The sequence below is a fragment of the Mycobacterium sp. 852002-51961_SCH5331710 genome (assembly GCF_001665535.1).
Classification (GTDB): domain Bacteria; phylum Actinomycetota; class Actinomycetes; order Mycobacteriales; family Mycobacteriaceae; genus Mycobacterium.
In genome coordinates, this window is record NZ_LZSQ01000085.1 from 1 (window position 1) to 19507 (window position 19507).

General features: G+C 67.7%; 17 protein-coding genes. 12 read left to right on the plus strand and 5 right to left on the minus strand.

Features of this window, described 5'->3' with window-relative positions; translation table 11 throughout:
• The coding region (locus A5752_RS14155; protein ID WP_156613861.1) for a septum formation family protein at positions 1-1306 on the minus strand (1306 nt) is incomplete at its 3' end.
• 93 nt (positions 1307-1399) lie between these two features.
• Here A5752_RS14155 and serS point away from each other — a divergent pair.
• The 3 genes from serS to A5752_RS14170 all read left to right on the plus strand — a co-directional run bounded on the left by serS (position 1400) and on the right by A5752_RS14170 (position 4463).
• Complete coding sequence (serS, locus tag A5752_RS14160; protein ID WP_067086453.1) at positions 1400-2659, plus strand: serine--tRNA ligase; 1260 nt, start codon at positions 1400-1402, stop codon at positions 2657-2659.
• Between the two features lie 77 nt (positions 2660-2736).
• A complete protein-coding gene (locus A5752_RS14165; RefSeq protein ID WP_067086455.1) occupies positions 2737-3888 on the plus strand; it encodes a zinc-dependent alcohol dehydrogenase in 1152 nt (383 codons plus the stop codon).
• Positions 3889-3899: 11 nt separating this feature from the next.
• Positions 3900-4463: a hypothetical protein gene (locus A5752_RS14170; RefSeq protein WP_067086458.1), complete on the plus strand. Its 564-nt coding sequence runs from the start codon at positions 3900-3902 to the stop codon at positions 4461-4463.
• On the opposite strand, the gene A5752_RS14175 is transcribed toward A5752_RS14170, so the two are convergent.
• Positions 4460-4792 carry a hypothetical protein gene (locus tag A5752_RS14175; protein WP_067086460.1) on the minus strand — a complete coding sequence of 111 codons (333 nt, stop codon included), beginning with the start codon at positions 4790-4792 and terminating at the stop codon, positions 4460-4462. The genes A5752_RS14170 and A5752_RS14175 overlap by 4 nt on opposite strands.
• The gene (locus A5752_RS14180; protein WP_067086463.1) at positions 4789-6339 is read right to left on the minus strand and encodes an MBL fold metallo-hydrolase; all 1551 of its coding nucleotides are present in this window, start codon (positions 6337-6339) and stop codon (positions 4789-4791) included. Before A5752_RS14180 ends, A5752_RS14175 begins: the two co-directional genes overlap by 4 nt.
• A 162-nt stretch (positions 6340-6501) precedes the next feature.
• On the opposite strand from A5752_RS14180, the gene A5752_RS14185 reads away from it, so the two are divergent.
• From A5752_RS14185 to A5752_RS14195, 3 genes are read left to right on the plus strand one after another with little or no spacing between them, the layout of a single operon-like run.
• Positions 6502-7278, plus strand: coding sequence for a lysophospholipid acyltransferase family protein (locus A5752_RS14185; RefSeq protein WP_067086466.1), 777 nt, complete (start codon positions 6502-6504; stop codon positions 7276-7278).
• A 5-nt stretch (positions 7279-7283) separates the two neighbouring features.
• Positions 7284-8039, plus strand: coding sequence for a lysophospholipid acyltransferase family protein (locus tag A5752_RS14190; protein WP_067086468.1), 756 nt, complete (start codon positions 7284-7286; stop codon positions 8037-8039).
• Positions 8036-8851, plus strand: coding sequence for a Cof-type HAD-IIB family hydrolase (locus A5752_RS14195; RefSeq protein WP_067086472.1), 816 nt, complete (start codon positions 8036-8038; stop codon positions 8849-8851). The genes A5752_RS14190 and A5752_RS14195 overlap by 4 nt, the downstream gene beginning before the upstream one ends.
• A gap of 3 nt (positions 8852-8854) precedes the next feature.
• Here A5752_RS14195 and A5752_RS14200 read toward each other — a convergent pair whose 3' ends face one another.
• Together A5752_RS14200 and A5752_RS14205 are read right to left on the minus strand one after the other, a co-directional pair.
• The gene (locus tag A5752_RS14200) at positions 8855-10474 is read right to left on the minus strand and encodes an N-acetylmuramoyl-L-alanine amidase (RefSeq protein WP_067086475.1); all 1620 of its coding nucleotides are present in this window, start codon (positions 10472-10474) and stop codon (positions 8855-8857) included.
• Positions 10475-10604: 130 nt separating this feature from the next.
• The gene (locus tag A5752_RS14205) at positions 10605-11495 is read right to left on the minus strand and encodes a hypothetical protein (RefSeq protein ID WP_067086478.1); all 891 of its coding nucleotides are present in this window, start codon (positions 11493-11495) and stop codon (positions 10605-10607) included.
• A gap of 225 nt (positions 11496-11720) precedes the next feature.
• On the opposite strand from A5752_RS14205, the gene glf reads away from it, so the two are divergent.
• The 6 genes from glf to A5752_RS14235 all read left to right on the plus strand — a co-directional run bounded on the left by glf (position 11721) and on the right by A5752_RS14235 (position 19448).
• Complete coding sequence (gene glf, locus A5752_RS14210; RefSeq protein WP_197500618.1) at positions 11721-12935, plus strand: UDP-galactopyranose mutase; 1215 nt, start codon at positions 11721-11723, stop codon at positions 12933-12935.
• Entirely contained in the window at positions 12932-14869 is a 1938-nt protein-coding gene (locus A5752_RS14215) for a glycosyltransferase (RefSeq protein WP_067086484.1), read from the plus strand. The genes glf and A5752_RS14215 overlap by 4 nt, the downstream gene beginning before the upstream one ends.
• A complete protein-coding gene (locus A5752_RS14220) occupies positions 14862-15386 on the plus strand; it encodes a phosphatase PAP2 family protein (protein WP_067086487.1) in 525 nt (174 codons plus the stop codon). Before A5752_RS14215 ends, A5752_RS14220 begins: the two co-directional genes overlap by 8 nt.
• Before the next feature lie 38 nt (positions 15387-15424).
• Positions 15425-16339 carry a decaprenyl-phosphate phosphoribosyltransferase gene (locus tag A5752_RS14225; protein ID WP_067086490.1) on the plus strand — a complete coding sequence of 305 codons (915 nt, stop codon included), beginning with the start codon at positions 15425-15427 and terminating at the stop codon, positions 16337-16339.
• Positions 16317-18404: a terminal beta-(1->2)-arabinofuranosyltransferase gene (gene aftB, locus A5752_RS14230; RefSeq protein WP_067086492.1), complete on the plus strand. Its 2088-nt coding sequence runs from the start codon at positions 16317-16319 to the stop codon at positions 18402-18404. The genes A5752_RS14225 and aftB overlap by 23 nt, the downstream gene beginning before the upstream one ends.
• Positions 18405-18470: 66 nt before the next feature.
• A complete protein-coding gene (locus A5752_RS14235; protein WP_082963890.1) occupies positions 18471-19448 on the plus strand; it encodes an alpha/beta hydrolase in 978 nt (325 codons plus the stop codon).
• The last annotated feature ends 59 nt before the right edge of the window (positions 19449-19507 follow it).

Genomic DNA, 19507 nt, shown 5'->3' on the forward strand with positions numbered 1-19507 from the left:
GATGTGTATAAGAGACCAGGAACGTGTTGCCGGGGGCGGGCTCGGGGGCGGCCGGTGCGCCGCCCTGGTGGACGTCCGCGCCCTGCTGGCCGTGGGTCGACTGCTCGTCGCTGTCGTCGCTGGAGCTGCTTCCGCTACTACTACTGCTGCTGCCGCTGCTGCTGGAGGTCTGCCCGCTGGTTACCTGCGACGAGCTCGGCGAATCGTCGTCGGTGATCGGGATCGGCGGGAAGTTCAGCCGCTCCTCGGGGATGTCCGGCGGCGGCACCGGCGGCTGCCCGTTGATCAGCAGGGGGCCCTTGGCGCTGTTGAGCAGCGTCGACCAGCCGCCGTTGCCCAGCGTCGCGCCGATGCTGCACGACACCTGGCGGCTGCCCGCCGACCAGCTCGGCAGCGAGATCGTGCTGTAGATCAGCGTCAGCGTGGTGCTGCGCAGCTCGATGGGCGCCAGGTAGGCGTCCGTCATGCGGGTGCACGCGTCTTTGATGAAGCCGTCCTGCTCGGTCTCGGGGGGCAGGCCGCCGGGGAACTTCTCGGCGAGGTTCACCGCACCGGTGACCTCCATCGCGTGCGGCGCCGCACAGTCGACCGGGATGTCGGTGGGCTGGTTCGTCGTCGGGTCGATGCCGAGGCAGGTGCCCGCCGGCCACACCTTGGACTGGTCGACCTCGGCGACCTTGCCCGCAAAGGCCAGCTGCTGATTGTTCGGGCCCGGCAACTGCAGCCCGCACAACATCCGGCGCTCACCGGACTGGCGCCAAGCCTTGTCGCCCGACCACAGCATGCTCACCGTGAAGCGGCTGTTCGGGTCGAAGCGCGGGCCCAGGTAGTTCTTCACGGCCGTGGAGCACTGCTCCTGGCTGATCTGCTGGATGCGGGTGCTCGACGGCGGCGCGGCCTCCGGCCCGTACTCGCTGCCGGGGAAGGTCCGCATGTCGACCGACTCGGCGACCTCGAACCGGTGCTCCTTGCCGCAGTCGACGATCTCGGCGGCGTCGGGCGTGCGGTCGGGCCAGTTGAGGCAGTCACCCGCCTTGGCGTGTTCGAACGTCGCGTTGCCCCGCGGGCCGAGAGAGATGGTGCTCGCGGTCAGCCCGCTGGCGCCCTCGGTCTGCGGCAGGGCGGTGATGAGTCCGGCGATCAGCAACCCGCCCAGCGCGGTCAACACGAGCGCCCGGCGCGTCGGCGTGGCGTGCAGACTGGTCCACCACGCCACCCGCTCCGACGCCGGGGTGTCGCCTCGCTGCAGATCGGCGTGTTCGTCCTCGCCGATTGGGCGATCGGGTGCGTCCAACATCTGCTCCATTGTGACAGGCGTGTCAGGTGCTGTGACAAGTGATGCAGTTGTAAAGTTATGCGGTTGTGCTGGCCAGGGGGGTGGACCAGTAGGGTTGCGCCCGTGATCGACCTCAAGCTGCTGCGCGAAAACCCGGATGCGGTCCGTGCCTCGCAACGCGCCCGCGGAGAAGACCCCCGCCTCGTCGACGCGTTGCTCGAGTCCGACGCCGCCCGCCGGGCGGCGGTGTCGGCGGCCGACAATCTGCGGGCCGAGCAGAAGGCCGCGAGCAAGAAAGTGGGCAAGGCGTCGCCGGACGAGCGGCCCGCACTGCTCGAGCAGGCCAAGCAGCTCGCCGAGAAGGTCAAGGCCGCCGAGGCCGAACAAGCCGACGCCGCGCGGGCGTTCACCGCGGCCCACATGGCGTTGTCGAACGTCATCATCGACGGGGTGCCCGCGGGCGGCGAGGACGACTTCGTCGTGCTCGACACCGTCGGCGAGCCGCCACGCCTCGACAACCCGAAGGATCACGTCGAGATCGGTGAGTCGCTGGGGCTCATCGACCTCGAACGCGGTGCCAAGGTCTCCGGCGCGCGCTTCTACTTCCTCACCGGTGCCGGCGCCCTGCTGCAGCTGGGCCTGCTCCAACTGGCGGTGAAGCTGGCCACCGCGAACGGCTTCACGCTGATGATTCCGCCGGTGCTGGTGCGCCCCGACGTCATGGCGGGCACCGGTTTCCTCGGCGCGCACAGCGAAGAGGTCTACCGGATCGAGGCCGACGACCTCTATCTGGTCGGCACCTCGGAGGTCCCGCTCGCCGGCTACCACGCCGACGAGATCCTCGACCTGTCCGACGGACCGTTGCGCTATGCGGGCTGGTCGTCCTGCTTCCGGCGCGAAGCGGGCAGCCACGGCAAGGACACCCGCGGCATCATCCGCGTGCACCAGTTCGACAAGGTCGAGGGCTTCATCTACTGCAAACCCGAGGACGCCGAGGCCGAACACGAGCGCCTGCTGGGCTGGCAGCGTCAGATGCTGGCCGCGATCGAGGTGCCCTACCGCGTCATCGACATCGCCGCGGGCGACCTCGGATCGTCTGCGGCACGCAAATTCGATTGCGAGGCTTGGGTTCCCACGCAGCAGACCTACCGCGAGCTCACCTCGACGTCGAACTGCACGACGTTCCAGGCGCGCCGCCTCGCCGTGCGGTACCGCGACGAGAACGGCCGCCCGCAGACCGCCGCGACGCTCAACGGAACCTTCGCCACGACGCGGTGGCTGGTGGCGATTCTGGAGAACCACCAGCAGCCCGACGGCAGCGTGCGGGTGCCTGCCGCATTGGTCCCCTACGTCGGCACGGATCTGCTGACGTCCGCCAAGTAGTCGCCGCGCCGGAGCCGGGTGTTTCGCGTGCCTTCACAGGGGTAAAGCGATCGCATCCCGACTCTAGGAGGCACGCCGTGAAGGCGATGGTTTACCGCGGCCCGTACAAGGTACGGGTGGAAGAAAAAGACGTTCCGCCGATCGAGCATCCGAACGACGCGATCGTGCGGGTGACACTCGCGGCCATCTGCGGTTCGGACCTGCACCTCTACCACGGCATGATGCCCGACACCCGGGTCGGAATGACCTTCGGCCACGAGTTCATCGGTGTCGTCGAGCAGGTCGGCTCGTCGGTGCAGAACCTCAAGGTCGGCGACCGAGTCATGGTGCCGTTCAACATCTTCTGCGGTTCCTGCTACTTCTGCGCCCGCGGACTGTACTCCAATTGCCACAACGTCAACCCGAACGCGACGGCCGTCGGCGGGATCTACGGCTACTCGCACACCTGCGGCGGCTACGACGGCGGGCAGGCGGAGTTCGTTCGGGTGCCGTTCGCGGACGTGGGCCCGGCAATCATCCCGGAGTGGATGACGGACGAGGACGCGCTGATGTGCACCGACGCGCTGGCCACCGGCTACTTCGGCGCGCAACTCGGCGACATCGTCGAGGGCGACGTCGTAGCCGTGTTCGGGGCCGGACCGGTCGGCCTGTACGCCGCTAAGTCCGCGTGGCTGATGGGGGCGGGCCGGGTCATCGTCGTCGACCACCTCGAGTACCGGCTGGAGAAGGCCCGCACCTTCGCGCACGCGGAGACCATCAACTTCGCCGAATGCGATGACATCGTCGTCGAAATGAAGAAGACCACCGGCTATCTCGGCGCCGACGTCGCGATCGACGCGGTGGGCGCCGAGGCCGACGGCAACCTGCTGCAGCACGTGACCGCTGCCAAGCTCAAGCTGCAGGGCGGTTCGCCGGTTGCGCTGAACTGGGCGATCGACGGCGTCCGCAAGGGCGGCACGATCTCGGTGATGGGCGCCTATGGACCGATCTTCTCCGCGGTCAAGTTCGGCGACGCGCTGAACAAGGGGTTGACGCTGCGGATGAACCAGTGCCCGGTCAAGCGGCAGTGGCCCCGGTTGTTCTCGCACATCCAGAACGGCTATCTCAAGCCCAATGACATTGTGACACATCGTATCCCGCTCGAGCACATCGCCGAGGGATACCACATCTTCTCCGCCAAGCTCGACGACTGCATCAAGCCGGTCATCGTGCCCACCGCCGCCGCCTGAAGGGGATCATCATGACCTACACCGCCGACCATCCACCCGTTCCGACCTCCGACGATCTGCGGGCGCGCATCCCGGGTTGGGGCGCCGACCTCGACCCGGCGGACCGGCCGTCGGTGCCGAAGCTCAAGGCGATGGACACCGGCGCCCGCTGGGACTTCCCCGAGCGCCAGCCCGAGAAGTGGCCCCGCGAGCGCTCCATCGAACATCAGTTCCTGACACCGGTTTTCGGCACGTCGACGCCGCCGCGCGGACTCTCGGGCGCGATCCGGCGCTACTCCTACCGCAAGTACAGCGAGGGCCGCGCCGCGCACTGGCTGCTGCTGATTCTGGCCGACCGCGTCGACGCCGTCGAGCACCATCTTCAGTCGCTGGTCAGCCTGCGCCCCGACAACCCGATCACCGAGACCGGCGTCAAGACCGAGTTCACCCACAACGGCCTGGCCGCTCGCGCGAAAAGCAAACGGGCCGATGCCAATCACATGTGGTTGGACCCAGTGCTTGTGGCCGGTCCGTGGGTGGCGACGGCAGGAGTGGGGCTGCTGGCCGCGCGGCGGCTGCGGCGAAGCGGTCGTTAGTCCTTGAGCAGTTCGTCGAGCACCTCGATGAACTGGTCGGGGTGCTCGGGGGTGAACGCCGGGCGCCAGCGGTTGCCGTCCACATCGAGGGTGACGAGGGTGGCTTTCAGCGGGCGTCGCACATCCAGTGGCAGCCAGCGCTGCAGATCCGAACTGCCCCAGAAGCGGTAGCGGTGCATCCAGTTCAACGGTGAGGCCGTGTATCCGCGGATTGCGCGCAGCGGAATGATCTTCGATGTGCCCGACGGGAAGTGGTAGCGGCGCAGCGTGACCGCCTCCCGGTCCACCTGGATCATGCCGTCGTCGTAAAGCTGTTGCGGGGCACTCACTTCCGTTCACTCCGGAGTTCGTGCCCCTTGGTGGTCAGGCAGCGGCCGTTCTGCAGGTTCCACTGCCACCCGTGCAGATTGCAGGTCAGTGTCGAGCCCTCGACCACGCCGAACTTCGACAGGTCGGCCTTCAGATGCGGGCAGCGCCGCTGAATCTCCCAGCCGTCCAACGTGATCGAGGCGGTGTCGTCGTGGGCCTCGGCGAACCAGCCGTCGGCGTAGGCGATCCGCTCGTCGGTCAGGCACTTGAAGAAGGTGTAGAGGTATTCGTTGTACCCGCCGACCCGCCACGCCCGGAACCGGGTGGACAGGAAGATGGTGTTGACCCAATCCGGTTCGTTGTCACGGAGAACGGTGCGCACCAGCTCGGGCGGGATCGCGAAGCCGTAGCGGAACTTCTCCTCGGGAATCGGCTCACGCACAACCCGTTTCGGAAAGTCGAGTACCACCGTCTCGGCGCCGAGCCGCAGCTCGACCGGGTAGCCGATGCCGTCGCAGATCTGGTCGCTCTGGATCATGATCGGTTCGAAGGCGGTGCGCAACGGCTCCAGCAGCGACTCGCCCGCCGCATCGGCCCAGCTCGACTTCTCCGCGGCCAGCACCGGCGCCATCCGCTCGGCATAGTCGGCGATGTAGTCGGCCTTGCCGCTGGTGAAGATCGATTCCACCTCGTCGTCGGGCCGCGGGTGCGTCAGCGAATCCAATTGTGAGCCGGTGAAAGTCGCGGTCGATCCGGGGATCATCAGCAGCCCGCCGTCGTGGCCGTGCGTGCGCATCTGGTCCAGGAACACCACCTGGTCGGGGAAGATGTTGGCCGGATCCCCGTGGTCGTCGTTGAGGTCGCGCAGCTCGGGGTCGAGGAAGCAGGGCGGACCCGCGGACGGGATGACCCACGTGGCGCCCACCTGGGCGATGTACTGCCGGCACCGGTCCATCTGGCGCTGACGCTTCTGCACGCCGAACGCCTCCTTGGCGCGCGCGGGCATGTCGTAGACCATCGGATACCAGATGGCGCCGGAGTACTGCAGCATGTGGACGTCGACGTGGCCGAAGTCGGCGTGCACCACGTCGAGGTCGACGGGGCGTGCGTCGTTCATGTTGAACGCGACCGTTTCACCGTCGTCGACGACGAGGCCCGAGTCGCCGATCGGGCCGTCCGCGGGGGCGCGCAGCGCGATGATCATCACACCGAGGTCGCCCTCGGGGCCCGACACCGTGTGGCGCACCGAGTCAGTGGTCTCGAAGAACCGGTGGAACCCCAGCTTCTCGAGCTCGCGGCGTAGATCGGGCACCGGGTAGTCCGGCAGCAGCACCATCGCGTCCTTGTTGACGTGCTCGCGCAGCAGTTTCGGGTCGAAGTGATCGCGGTGCAGATGCGAGACGTACAGGTAGTCGCAGTCGCCGAGCGCATCCCAGTCCAGCCCGCTGTTGTCGGGGAACGGGAACCACGACGCGAAATACGCCGGGTTGACCCAGGGATCACACAGGATGCTCCCGGCCGCGGTGTCGATGCGGAATCCCGCGTGGCCGATGCTGGTGACCTGCACGAATACCCTTCCTGCGAATGTGGTTCCCGCGGCGAGTCTATCCCGCCGACCGACCCTCCTCGTGCCACGCGCGACACACCCCTACGGCGCGCGCCTGCGCCCCACGGCGCGGGTTGTCGGCACCGGTTCGGCGGACGCGGCCGCGCGACTAGGCTGCCTGATGTGGAACCCGTATACGGCACCGTCATTCAGCTCGCGCGGCTGATCTGGCGCGTGCAGGGGCTCAAGTTCACCGTCACCGGTGTGGAGAACCTGCCCACCACAGGCGGCGCTGTCGTCGCCATCAACCACACGAGTTATTTCGACTTCACCTTCGCCGGGCTGCCCGCCTACCGGCAGGGCCTGGGGCGCAAGGTCCGCTTCATGGCGAAGAAGGAGGTCTTCGACAACAAGATCTCCGGTCCCATCATGCGCAGTCTGCGGCACATCGAGGTGGACCGCGACAGCGGCGCCGACTCGTTCTCCCAGGCCTGTCTCAAGCTCAAGGAAGGCGAACTGGTCGGCGTCTATCCCGAGGCCACCATCAGCCGCAGCTTCGAGATCAAGGAGTTCAAGTCCGGAGCCGCCCGCATGGCGATCGCTGCGGGTGTGCCGATCGTTCCGCACGTCGTGTGGGGGGCGCAGCGGATCTGGACCAAGGGCCACCCGAAGAAGATGTGGCGACCTAAGGTGCCGATCTCGGTCGCGGTCGGCGAGCCGATCGAGCCGACGCTGCCCGCGGCGGACCTGACGGCGCTGCTGCACTCGCGGATGCAGCACCTGCTGGAGCGGGTGCAGGACGAGTACGGCCCGCACCCCGCCGGCGAGTTCTGGGTGCCGCACCGGCTGGGCGGGGGCGCGCCGACGCTCGCCGAGGCCAACCGCATGGACGCCGAGGAGGCGGCCGAGAAGGCCGCGCGGCGCGCCCAACGTCCCGATCCCAGCGGGGCACCGGGGTAGCGCTCATGGAGCCCGTCTTCTATTCGCTCGAGGTTCTGGTCAAGGCGGCGGTCCGGATCGACGGACTCAAGATCACCTACCGCGGACTGGAGAACATCCCCGCCAGCGGCGGCGCGGTGATCGCAATCAACCACACGAGCTACGTCGACTGGTTGCCCGCCGCTCTGGCGGTGCACTACCGCAAGCGGCGCCTGCGTTTCATGATCAAACAGGAGATGCAGGAAGTGAAGGTCATCAACTTCCTGATCCGCCACACGGGCACGATCCCGGTGGATCGCCACGCGGGCGCCGGGGCGTACGCGGTCGCGGTGGAACGCCTGCGCGCCGGCGAGCTCGTCGGCGTGTATCCGGAGGCCACCATCAGCCGCAGCTTCGAGCTCAAGGATTTCAAGACCGGAGCCGCGCGCATGGCCCGCGACGCCGACGTGCCGATCGTCCCGCTCATCGTCTGGGGCTCGCAGCGGGTCTGGACCAAGGACCATCCCCGCCACCTCGGCCGCACCAAGATTCCGATCACGGTGCAGGTGGGTAACCCCATACGGGCCGGCGAGACGATGGAGCAGACATTGCATGACCTGCGTTCGGCGATGACCGAACAGCTGCACGAGGCGCAGCGCGACTACCCGCACCCGCAAGGGGCGTACTGGGTGCCGCGCCGCCTGGGCGGCTCGGCGCCGACGCTGGACGAGGCGAAGGCGCTCGATGAGGCGGAACTGGCCGAGCGCGCCCGCAAGCGTGCGCTGCGCGAGGCGAAGCGATGACCTTGCCTCTGCTGATCGCCTCCGATGTGGACGGCACGCTGCTCGACGACGACGAGAAGGTCTCGCCGCGCACGAAGGCCGTGGTGACCGCCGCGGTGGAGGCGGGGACGAAGTTCGTGCTCGCCACGGGGCGTCCGCCGCGATGGGTGCAGCCGGTCGTCGACGCGTTGGGGTTCGCCCCGATGGCGGTGTGCGCCAACGGTGCCGTGCTCTACGACCCGGCGACCGACCGCATCGTCTCCGCGCACACGCTGAGCGCCGATCTGCTCGGTGAGCTCGCCGACATCGCCACGCGGGTCATCCCTGGCGCGGGCCTGGCCGTCGAGCGGGTGGGCCGCAGCGCCCACGACGCCGCGACCCCGCAGTTCGTCAGCTCACCCGGCTACGAACACGCGTGGCTCAACCCCGACAACACCGAGGTGTCGCTCGCGGACCTGCTCAGCGCGCCCGCGATCAAACTGCTCGTCCGCAAGGCCGGTGCGCGCAGCGCCGACATGGCCGCCGCGCTCGCCGAACATGTTGCGGGCATTGGGGATATCACCTATTCGACCAACAACGGCCTTGTCGAGGTGATGCCGTCGGGCATCAGCAAGGCCACCGGTGTGGCCGACGTGGCCCGGCCGCTGGGCATCTCCGCCGAGGAGGTCGTCACGTTCGGCGATATGCCCAATGACGTGCCGATGCTCGAATGGGCGGGGCTGGGCGTCGCGATGGGCCACGCCCATCCGGAGGCGCTGGAGGCGGCCGACGAGGTCACCTCGACCAACAACGACGACGGTGTCGCACGCGTGCTCGAGCGATGGTGGATGTAGCTCTCAGGGGCTGATCGGCGGTGTGAACCGCTCGAGTTGGACGGGCGGGGCGTCAATGGCGGGCCTGGGCAGTTCGACCGGGATGCCGTCGAAAACCCTTGTCACCGTGCCCTTCTCACGATCGAAGTTGAGCGTGCCGTGCTGGAAGTTCTGCACGATCCACAGCGGCTCCTGGATCTCCCCACTGGTGGGCAGGCCGAGCGCTCCGCGTTCGAAACCCAGTGCTCCCCAGGCCTTGTAGATCTCCCCGGTGACCGGTTCGGCGCCGCTCTCCGGCGACCAGTAGATCGCGCCGCGCTCGAACGTGACGTAGCGGGCGCCGCCCTCACCGGAGGCCTCCAGCGACGTCGGCCTGCCCAGCGGGCTGTTCATTGCGCCCATGGTCTCCCACTTCGCGAAAATGGCGCCCCCGCGCAGTGATTCGGACAGGTCGTCGGGTCCCGGCGGCTGGTTGAAGCGGGCAGCGATGTCGCGGATGTGGTCCATCAACAGGTACGCCGCATTACCGGGGCACTCCGTGGCGCCGACGTCGCGGTGGGTGAAGATCGCGGGCAGCAGGGGTGTCGCACCCGTCGGGAACTTCGAGAACGACCCGCCGGCGGAGGCCAGCACGACGGTGCCGCGCGGGTCGACGTGGTCGAGGCCGAGGCGCCAGCCCAGCAGGCGTGCTGTCGTGCGCAGTTGAACCGGCGTCGGCGGCACCACCTCGAAGTTCCCCATCATCGCCACACCCCATGTGTCGCGGTTGAATCCGCCGGTGTGCGCGCCCTCGACGGGTCGGGTGATGCCGCCCGCGCGACCCTCGAAGACCTGCCCGAACTTGTCGACCAATGCGTTGTACGCGATGTCGCACCAGCCCAGGGTGCGGGTGTGGTACTCGTAGATCGAGCGGACGATTCCCGCCGAATCCTCCGGCGCGTATTCGTTGCTGCCGGCGGTGTGGTGCACGATACCCGCTCGAATTCCCAAGTCGAACTGGGGATTTCCGCATCGCATCGACTCGTCGGCGCCCCACTGCGCCCGGTTGATGATGTTCGGGGGCACGCCGGGCGCGTTCACCGCCGACGGGCGGGGCAGCGTGTCGACGGGCGGTGCCTGCGGCGGGCTGATGAGCACGGCGTTGAGGTTCTGGCCGAACGGTTGCTCCGTGTTGGCCGGGACGTATCCCAGTCCCTCGACGGGTTTTGGCGCGGTCTCGGGGGTCTTTGGGGCATCGGCTGGCCGGGTGACCGCGATCTGCACCGTGGTGGTGCGGCCGACGAACACCGGCTCGGTTCCGGCCGGCCCGGCCGACGGGGTGTCGGGTCCGACGCCCTCGAGGGGTTCGGCGTCGTACCACGGCCCCCAGCTGCCGTCGGCCTTCTTGGCCCGCACCCGTGCCGTCGTGCCGGTGAAGTCCTGCGCCGTCAGCGCCACCATCGAGAACGGGGTGTCCTGGTGGATCTCGCGGATGGTCTCGCCGCCGCCGAGACCGGTCAGCGGACGCTGCGCCAGTTGGGGCGCCTCGATCGACGCCTCGTCGCCGCGGTCACCGGGCAGTCCGAACAGCGCCATCGGCAGCGCCACGACAGTCGCCGCAAGCGCGGTGAACAGCAGCGACGCTGCGGGACGGCGAGTCGGCACGGACTGATGTTACGTATGTGCCGGGTGGTGCTAGTGGTGCGACACGGTCCGAAGCCGGACTAATCGACGGCAGACCTGCACCGGCACCGCAGAGCCTTCAGGCTTCTGCGGTGCCGTTTGGTGACAGGTTTCAGGCGCCGGGGGCGGGCGCCGGCACGGGGGCCGGGACCGGAGGCGCGGCAGGCGGCTTGGCCGCCGACATGATCGCCGGCATCACCATGCCCTTGAGCAGGTCGATCGCCTGGCCGGCGCCGAGCTGATCGGCCATGGAGGACAGCTCGCCGATTATGCCGCCGTTGCCGGTCGTGCCGGTCGCTGCGGGCATCGTCGCCAGCGAGGGGTCGCCGAGGATCGGGTAGGTCCCGGCGGCCGGGTCCAGCCCGATCGGCGCCGCGATCGGCACCTCACCGGGCGCGGGAAGGCCGGACGTCGACGAGATCGGCGACGCGCCGAGGGCCGGGTCGGTCAGCGCCGGCGGGGTCGACAGGCCCGGCGTGGTCAGCCCGGCGTCACCGGTCGGGCTGGTCAGCGACGGAGTCGACAGTGCCGGGTTGGTCAACGCGGGGTTCGACAGCGCCGGATCGGTCAGCGAGGGAGCGGTCGCGGTGGCCCCCGGAACCGTGGCGCTCGGCACGCTCAGGCTCGGAGAGGTCAGCCCGGGGGTGCTGAGGCCCGGCGCGGTCAGACCGGGCGACGTCAGCTCGGGCGTGGTGAGGCCCGGTGTGGTCAGACCCGGAGAGGTCAGCGTGGTGGGCGAGCTCGAACCCGTTCCCCCCAGGATGCCGGTCGGCATCGGGGGCATGTTGATCCCGAACTGCGACAGGCCCTGGCTCAGAGCGGACATCAGCTCGTTCGGCAGATCCGTGATCGTGGCCGCCTGGACGAACTCGCGGTGCTGAGCGGCCGGCTCGGTAGCCTCCGTCAGCTCGGTCACGGCGACTACTGCGGCGGGACTCGCGACTGCCAGGGCCAGGACTGCGCTCGTGGCTGTCGACAGCCTGCGTCGACGTCGGTTCGGCACGGAAGTCTCCTCAATACATGGGGTACGACTACTAGTTCGTCGCTTCGTGGTTCGGCTAGGCGATTCAGGTGAACAGCCCAGGTCCTGCGCTGCCGGCGGTCGAAGCCGACGTGATCGACGGTACTGATGTGACTAGTGAGACGAAAGTGACGATATGTAATCGTGAGCCGATCGCAATATTCGGCTGCTGTCGGATTCGGGCGGTGCGGTCACGGTCGGATACCCTTGCTGCCGATGACAGCTCGTTTTGACCTTATTGTCGTCGGCTCCGGATTCTTCGGCCTGACGATTGCCGAGCGCGTGGCAACACAACTGGACAAGCGGGTTCTCGTCGTCGAGCGACGCCCGCACATCGGCGGTAACGCCTACTCCGAGCCCGAGCCGCAAACCGGGATCGAGGTGCACAAATACGGCGCGCACCTGTTCCACACCTCCAACAAGCGGGTGTGGGACTACGTCCGGCAGTTCACCGAGTTCACCGGTTACCAGCACCGCGTCTTCGGCCTGTACGACGGGCAGGCGTACCCGCTGCCCATGGGCCTCGGCCTGGTCTGCCAGTTCTTCGGCCGCTACTTCACGCCCGACGAAGCGCGCGCGCTGATCGCCGAGCAGGCGGCCGAGATCGACACCGAGAAGGCGCAGAACTTCGAGGAGAAGGCGATCAGTCTGATCGGTCGCCCTCTCTACGAGGCGTTCTTCAAGGGCTACACCGCCAAGCAGTGGCAGACCGACCCGAAGGAACTGCCTGCGTCCAACATCACCCGGCTGCCGGTCCGCTACACCTTCAACAACCGCTACTTCAACGACACCTATGAGGGGTTGCCGGTCGACGGCTACACCAAGTGGTTGGAGAACATGGCGGCCGACGACCGCATCGAGGTCCGGTTGGACACGGACTGGTTCGACGTGCGTGACGTGCTGCGCGCCGCGAACCCGGACGCGCCGGTGGTCTACACCGGACCGCTCGACCGGTACTTCGACTACGCCGAGGGCCGGCTGGGGTGGCGGACCCTCGACTTCGAGTTGGAGGTCCTCGAGACCGGGGACTTCCAGGGCACCCCGGTGATGAACTACAACGACATCGACGTGCCCTACACCCGGATCCACGAGTTCCGGCACTTCCACCCCGAACGCGCGTACCCGACCGACAAGACGGTCATCATGCGCGAGTTCTCCCGGTTCGCCGACAACGACGACGAGCCCTACTACCCGATCAACACCGAAGCCGACCGCGCGTTGCTGGCCGCTTACCGGGCCCGGGCAAAGGCCGAAACCGCTTCTGCGAAGGTGTTGTTCGGTGGCAGGCTGGGGACCTACCAGTACTTGGACATGCACATGGCCATCGCCAGCGCGCTGAGCATGTACGACAACACGCTCGCTCCGCACCTGCGCGACGGCGTGCCACTGACCGAACCGGGCCCAGAAAGCAGTAGCGCATGAGCGAGATCCCGTCCGGCGCACTCGACTCCGCGGAATCGAAGGCGATCAGCCTGCTGGCGCGCGTGATCCTTCCGCGTCCCGGCGAACCCCATGACGTCCGCAAGCTCTACATCGAGGAAGCGGAGACCAACGCCAAGCGCGCGCACGCACCGAGCCGAACCGAACTCGAGATCGGCACCGAATCCCAGGTGTCGTTCGCGACCTACTTCAACGCGTTCCCGGCCAGCTACTGGCGACGCTGGTCGATCCTGCAGTCGGTGGTGCTGCGGGTCGAGCTGACCGGCAGTGCGCGCGTCGACGTCTACCGGTCCAAGGCCACCGGCGCCCGGATCACCGTCGGAGGCGCTCCGGTCGTCAGCGAGCGCGAGGGCGAACCCGCCCACGTCGAGTTCGAGATCGACCTGGGCCCGTTCGAGGACGGCGGCTGGATCTGGTTCGACATCGCGACCGATTCGGCGTCGACGTTGCACCACGCCGGCTGGTACGCGCCGGAGCCCGCACCGGGCCGGGCCAATGTCGCCGTGGGCATCCCGACCTTCAACCGACCCGCCGACTGTGTCAACGCGCTGGCGGCGCTGACGTCGGACCCGTTGGTGGACAAGGTGATCGGTGCGGTCATCGTGTCCGATCAGGGCACCAGCAAGGCCAAGGACCATTCGGGCTTCGACGAGGCGGCGGCCGCGCTCGGTAATCGGTTGACGATCCACAACCAGCCCAATCTCGGTGGCTCGGGCGGTTACAGCCGGGTCATGTACGAGGCGCTGAAGAACACCGACTGCGAGCAGATCCTGTTCATGGACGACGACATCCGCATCGAGCCCGACTCGATCCTGCGGGCGTTGGCGATGAACCGGTTCGCGAAGACGCCGACCCTGGTCGGCGGCCAGATGCTCAACCTGCAGGAGCCCTCCCATCTGCATGTCATGGGCGAGATGGTCGACGCCGAGAACTTCATGTGGACCAATGCGGTCAACACCGAGTACGACCACAACTTCGCCAGAGACAGCCTGGCCGACGAGGATTCGCCGCGCAGCAAGCTGCTGCACCGCCGCATCGACGTCGACTACAACGGCTGGTGGATGTGCATGATCCCGCGTCAGGTCGCCGAGGAACTCGGCCAGCCGCTGCCGCTGTTCATCAAGTGGGACGACGCCGACTACGGCCTGCGTGCCGGTGAGCACGGCTACCCGACCGTCACGCTTCCCGGTTGTGCGATCTGGCACATGGCTTGGAGCGACAAGGACGACGCGATCGACTGGCAGGCGTACTTCCACCTGCGCAACCGCTTGGTCGTGGCCGCGCTGCACTGGGACGGCAACGTCCGCGGGCTGATCGCGAGCCACCTGAAGGCGACGCTCAAACACCTGCTGTGCCTGGAGTATTCGACCGTCGCCATCCAGAACAAGGCGATGGACGACTTCCTGGCCGGGCCCGAGCACATCTTCTCGATCCTCGAGTCCGCGCTGCCGGAGGTGCGCAAGATGCGCCAGCAGTACCCCGATGCGGTGGTGCTGCCGAGCGCGGCCGAGTTGCCGACGCCGTCGGACAAGCGCTGGCGCAGGAAGGTCAAGATTCCCACCAATGCGCTGGCGATCTCGACGCGGCTGTCGCGCGGCGTGGTTCACCAACTGCGGCCGCACGATCCCGAGCACCATCGCCGTCCGCAGATCAATGTCGCCACGCAGGACGCCCGGTGGTTCTCGCTGTGCCGGGTGGACGGCGTCACCGTGACGACGGCGGATGGCCGCGGTGTCGTGTACCGCCAGCGCGACCGCGAGAAGATGTTCCATCTTCTGCGGGAATCGCTGAAGCGTCAGGCGATCCTGGCGCGCAGGTTCAACAAGATGCGCAAGGTCTACCGCGAGGCGCTGCCGATCATGACGAGCAAGCAGAAGTGGGAGACGGTCCTACTGGAGTCTTCTGCCAATGGATGAGAGCCCACGCGGCGAGGAGGCCGCGTTGGTCGCGGTGCAGTCCGCGCTCGGTGACCGACCGGGGGTCCTCCCGACCGCGCGGGCGTTGTCGCATTTCGGCGAGCACAGCCTGGGTTGGCTCGCGATCGCGTTGGCCGGAGCGCTTTTTGCGCCCGAGCGCCGGCGTGCCTGGCTGACGGCGGGAGCCGGCGCGTTCATCGCACACGCGGCCGCGGTGGTGATCAAAAGGGTGGTGCGCCGCGAACGGCCACACCATCCCGCGATCGCGGTCAATGTCGGAACCCCGAGCCGCCTGAGTTTCCCGTCCGCCCACGCGACATCGACCACGGCGGCGTCCGTGCTGATGGCCAGGACCACCGGCCTGCCGCTACCGGCACTGCTCGTGCCGCCGATGGCGTTGTCGCGGATGGTGCTTGGCGTGCATTACCCGAGCGACGTCCTCACCGGGGTCGCGGTCGGGGCGGTCGTCGCGAAGGTCGTCGAAACGGTGGCCGACCGCGCCGAAGGGAACTCATGAGCATCTCCAGTGACAGCAGCGCAGAGAGCGTACGGCCAATGGGTGAACAAACGGCACAACAGACGGGCCCGCCGCGCAACGCCGCGACCGGCCTGATCAAGGCGATCCGACCGCGGCAGTGGGTGAAGAACCTGCTCGTGCTCGCCGCGCCGATCGCCTCCCTCGGCGGGGACATCGAATACGACTACGCCGGCGTCGCGGTCAATATCCTGATCGCGTTCGTGACCTTCTCGCTGGCCGCCTCGTCGATCTATCTGGTCAACGACGCCCGCGATGTCGAGGCCGACCGCCAGCACCCGACGAAGCGGTTCCGGCCCATCGCCGCCGGAGTCGTCCCCGAATGGCTGGCCTACTCCACATCTGTGGTGTTGGCCGCTGCCGCGCTTGGCATTTCGCTGCTGGCCTCGGTGAACCTGACCGTGGTCATCGCGGTGTACATCGCCATGCAACTGGCGTATTGCTTCGGCCTCAAGCACCAGGCGGTGCTCGACATCTGCATCGTCTCGTCGGCGTACCTGATCCGCGCCATCGCCGGCGGCGCGGCCGCGGGTATCCCGCTGTCGCAATGGTTTTTGCTGGTGATGACGTTCGGCTCGCTGTTCATGGTGGCCGGAAAGCGTTACGCCGAACTACAACTCGCCGAGCGCACCGGAGCCAAGATCCGCAAGTCGCTCGAGAGTTACACCGCGTCGTACCTGCGCTTCGTGTGGACGCTGTCGGCGACCGCGATGGTGCTCTGCTACGGCCTGTGGGCCTTCGAACGCGACGGCGCGACGGCCTCGTGGTATGCGGTCACCATCATTCCGATCACCATCGCTATCCTCCGATACGCGGTCGACGTCGACGGCGGATTGGCGGGGGAGCCCGAGGAGATCGCCCTCAAGGACCGGGTACTGCAGCTGTTGCTGCTGGCGTGGATCGGGACCATCGGTGCCGCCGTCTTCCTCAGCTGAGAAGGTGCGCCCGGCCGCCGCGGGCCGGGTGTTCGACGAGATCGGGCGCAGCTTCTCCCGCTGGCCCGCGTTCCGGTACGACAACACCGTCCGGATCAGCCTGTGGGTCAGCGTCGTGGTGGTCGCGGTGCTGTTCGGTTGGGGCGCCTGGCAACGACGCTGGATCGCCGACGACGGCCTGATCGTCCTGCGGACGGTCCGAAACCTGCTGGCCGGCAACGGGCCGGTGTTCAACGCCGGTGAGCGGGTGGAAGCCAACACCTCGACGGTGTGGACCTACCTCGTCTATCTCGGTGCGCTCGTGGGCGGCTCCGTGCGGCTGGAGTACGTGGTGCTGGTTCTGGCGCTGGTACTCAGCCTGCTCGGCGTGGTCTTCATGATGCTGGGCACCGGCCGGTTGTACGCGCCGAGCCTGCGGGGCCGGCGCGCGTTGATGCTGCCCGCAGGGGCGCTGGTGTACATCGCGCTCCCGCCTGCTCGCGACTTCGCCACCTCCGGGCTCGAAAACGGTTTGGTGCTGGCGTATCTCGGCCTGCTGTGGTGGATGATGGTGTGTTGGTCGCAGGAACCGCGAAGTCGCCGCGCCCCCGTCGCGCCCGGTGTGCGCGGTGGCGCACCGACGATCCGCAGGCAACCCCTCGCCGCCCAGGCCCCGCCCGCGGCGACAAGTCCGGTCAGCGGAACCTTCGATGTGGCACTGGCTTTCGTTGCGGGCCTGAGCGTTCTGGTCCGCCCCGAACTGGCGTTGATCGGCGGGCTGGCGCTCGTGATGATGCTGATCGCGGCGCGCGACTGGCGCCGGCGACTGGTGATCGTCGTCGCGGGCGGTCTGCTTCCCGTGGCGTACCAGATCTTCCGGATGGGCTACTACGGGCTGGTGGTTCCCGGTACCGCGCTGGCGAAGGACGCGACCGGTGCGAAGTGGTCCCAGGGCTTCGTTTACCTGGCGAACTTCAACCAGCCCTACCTGTTGTGGGCGCCGGCGATACTGCTCGCCGGGCTCGCCGGGGTGGTGTGGGTCATCCGCGGGCGTCCCCGGCCTAACCGCGGCGTGGTCGGCTCCGGCCACGGCTGGTTGGCGCGGTTGCTACAGAGTCCCGCGGCGGTGGTGATCTTCTTCCTCGTGAGCGGACTGCTGCAGGCGATCTACTGGATCCGCCAAGGCGGTGACTTCATGCACGGCAGGGTGCTTCTGACTCCGGTGTTTTTGATGCTGACGCCGATCGCCGTGATCCCCGTCGTGTTGCCGGATGAAACCCGAATGGCCCGTGGCGCAGGCTATCTGTTCGTCGGCGCCACCAGCCTGCTGTGGCTGGCCGTGGCGGGATGGGCGCTGTGGGCGGCCAATTCGCCGGGCATGGGTCGCGACGCCACCCGCGTCACATACTCCGGAATCGTCGACGAGCGACGGTTCTACTCCCAGGCGACGGGACACGCACATCCGCTCACCGCCGCCGACTATCTGGACTACCCGCGCATGCGCGCCGTGCTCGAGGCGTTGGACAACACGCCCGACGGTGCGTTGCTGCTGCCGTCGGGAAACTATGACCAGTGGGATGTGGTGCCCGCACTGCCGCCGCCACCCGACGCACCGAAGGACTACAAGGGCCCGCATACGGTGTTCTTCACCAACCTCGGCATGTTGGGTATGAACGTGGGGCTCGACGTTCGGGTCATCGACCAGATCGGGCTCGCCAATCCACTTGCGGCACATACCGCTCGGCTGGAGGACGGCCGTATCGGCCACGACAAGAACCTGTTTCCCGACTGGGCGATCGCCGAGGGCCCCTTCCTCAAGGAGCCGCCGTTCCTCCCGGGTTACATCGACGAGGACTGGGTCCGACAAGCGGAGGCGGCGCTGGAGTGTCCGGCGACCGACGCGATGCTGACCTCGGTGCGGGGCCCGATGGGTCCGCGGCGTTTTCTGTCGAATCTCCTGCACGCCTACCAGTTCACGCAGTACCGGATCGACCGTGTACCCCTCTACGAACTCGCGCGCTGCGGGTTGCCGGTGCCGGCACGCGTGACCGAGCCGTACACGGGGATGCCCGCGACGGGTCCGTAACGCCGCGCCCACTCTCGGCCGATAGATAGACGCGGATCGCTCTTTCGCGGCGCCCGAGACGAACGGATGGACCACCCTGTGCGAACTTGGCTTCGCCGCGTGCTGGCGGCGGCGGTTGCGGCCGCGACCCTGCCGGGTGTGATCGCCGCGGTGCCGAAAGCGAGCGCCTTCTCCCGCGAGGGACTTCCGGTCGAGTACCTCGACGTCTACTCGCCGGCGATGGGCCGCATCGTCCGCGTCCAATTCCAGCCCGGCCGAAGCGAATCGGGTGGGTCGAAGGCCGTCTATCTGCTCGACGGCATGCGGGCACGCGACGACTACAACGGGTGGGACATCGAAACCGCCGCTTTCGAGTGGTTTTTCGACTCCGGGGTGGCCACCGTGATGCCGGTGGGCGGCGAGGCCGGCTTCTACACGGACTGGTATTCGCCGTCGAGTCTCAATAACCAGGCTTATACCTATAAATGGGAAACCTTTTTGACCGACGAGCTTCCCGCCTGGCTGGCCGCCAACAAACACGTCTCCACCACCGGTAACGCGGTCGTCGGCGTGTCCATGTCCGGCGGTTCCGCGCTGATCCTCGCCGCGCACCACCCGGATCAGTTCGCCTACGCGGCGTCGCTGTCGGGATACCTCAACCCGTCGGCGCCGCCCGTGCAACAGGCGATCCGGGTCGCGATGCTCGACGCCGGCGGCTACAGCGTCGACAGCATGTGGGGCGCGCCGTGGGACGGCGCATGGAAGCGTAACGACCCGATCCATCAGGTCGGCCGGCTGGCCGCCAATGGCACCCGCCTGTGGATTTACTGTGCGCCAGGCGAATTGACACCGCTCGAAGTGGACTCCGATCCGACCGCCGACAGCCTGGACGCGTTGGCCCCGAGGAGCAATAAAGACTTCCAGAAGGCCTATGAGACGGCCGGAGGAAACAACGCCACGTTCGAATTCCCGGCACAGGGAGATCACGCGTGGCCGAACTGGGGTGCGCAACTGCAAACCCTGAAACCAGACCTGGTCGCAACACTCCAAGGCGGAGGCGCGTGACCAGGGTCGACATCTCTCGAATGGGAAGATCACGCCGACGTGTGGTTGACTGCACGGGT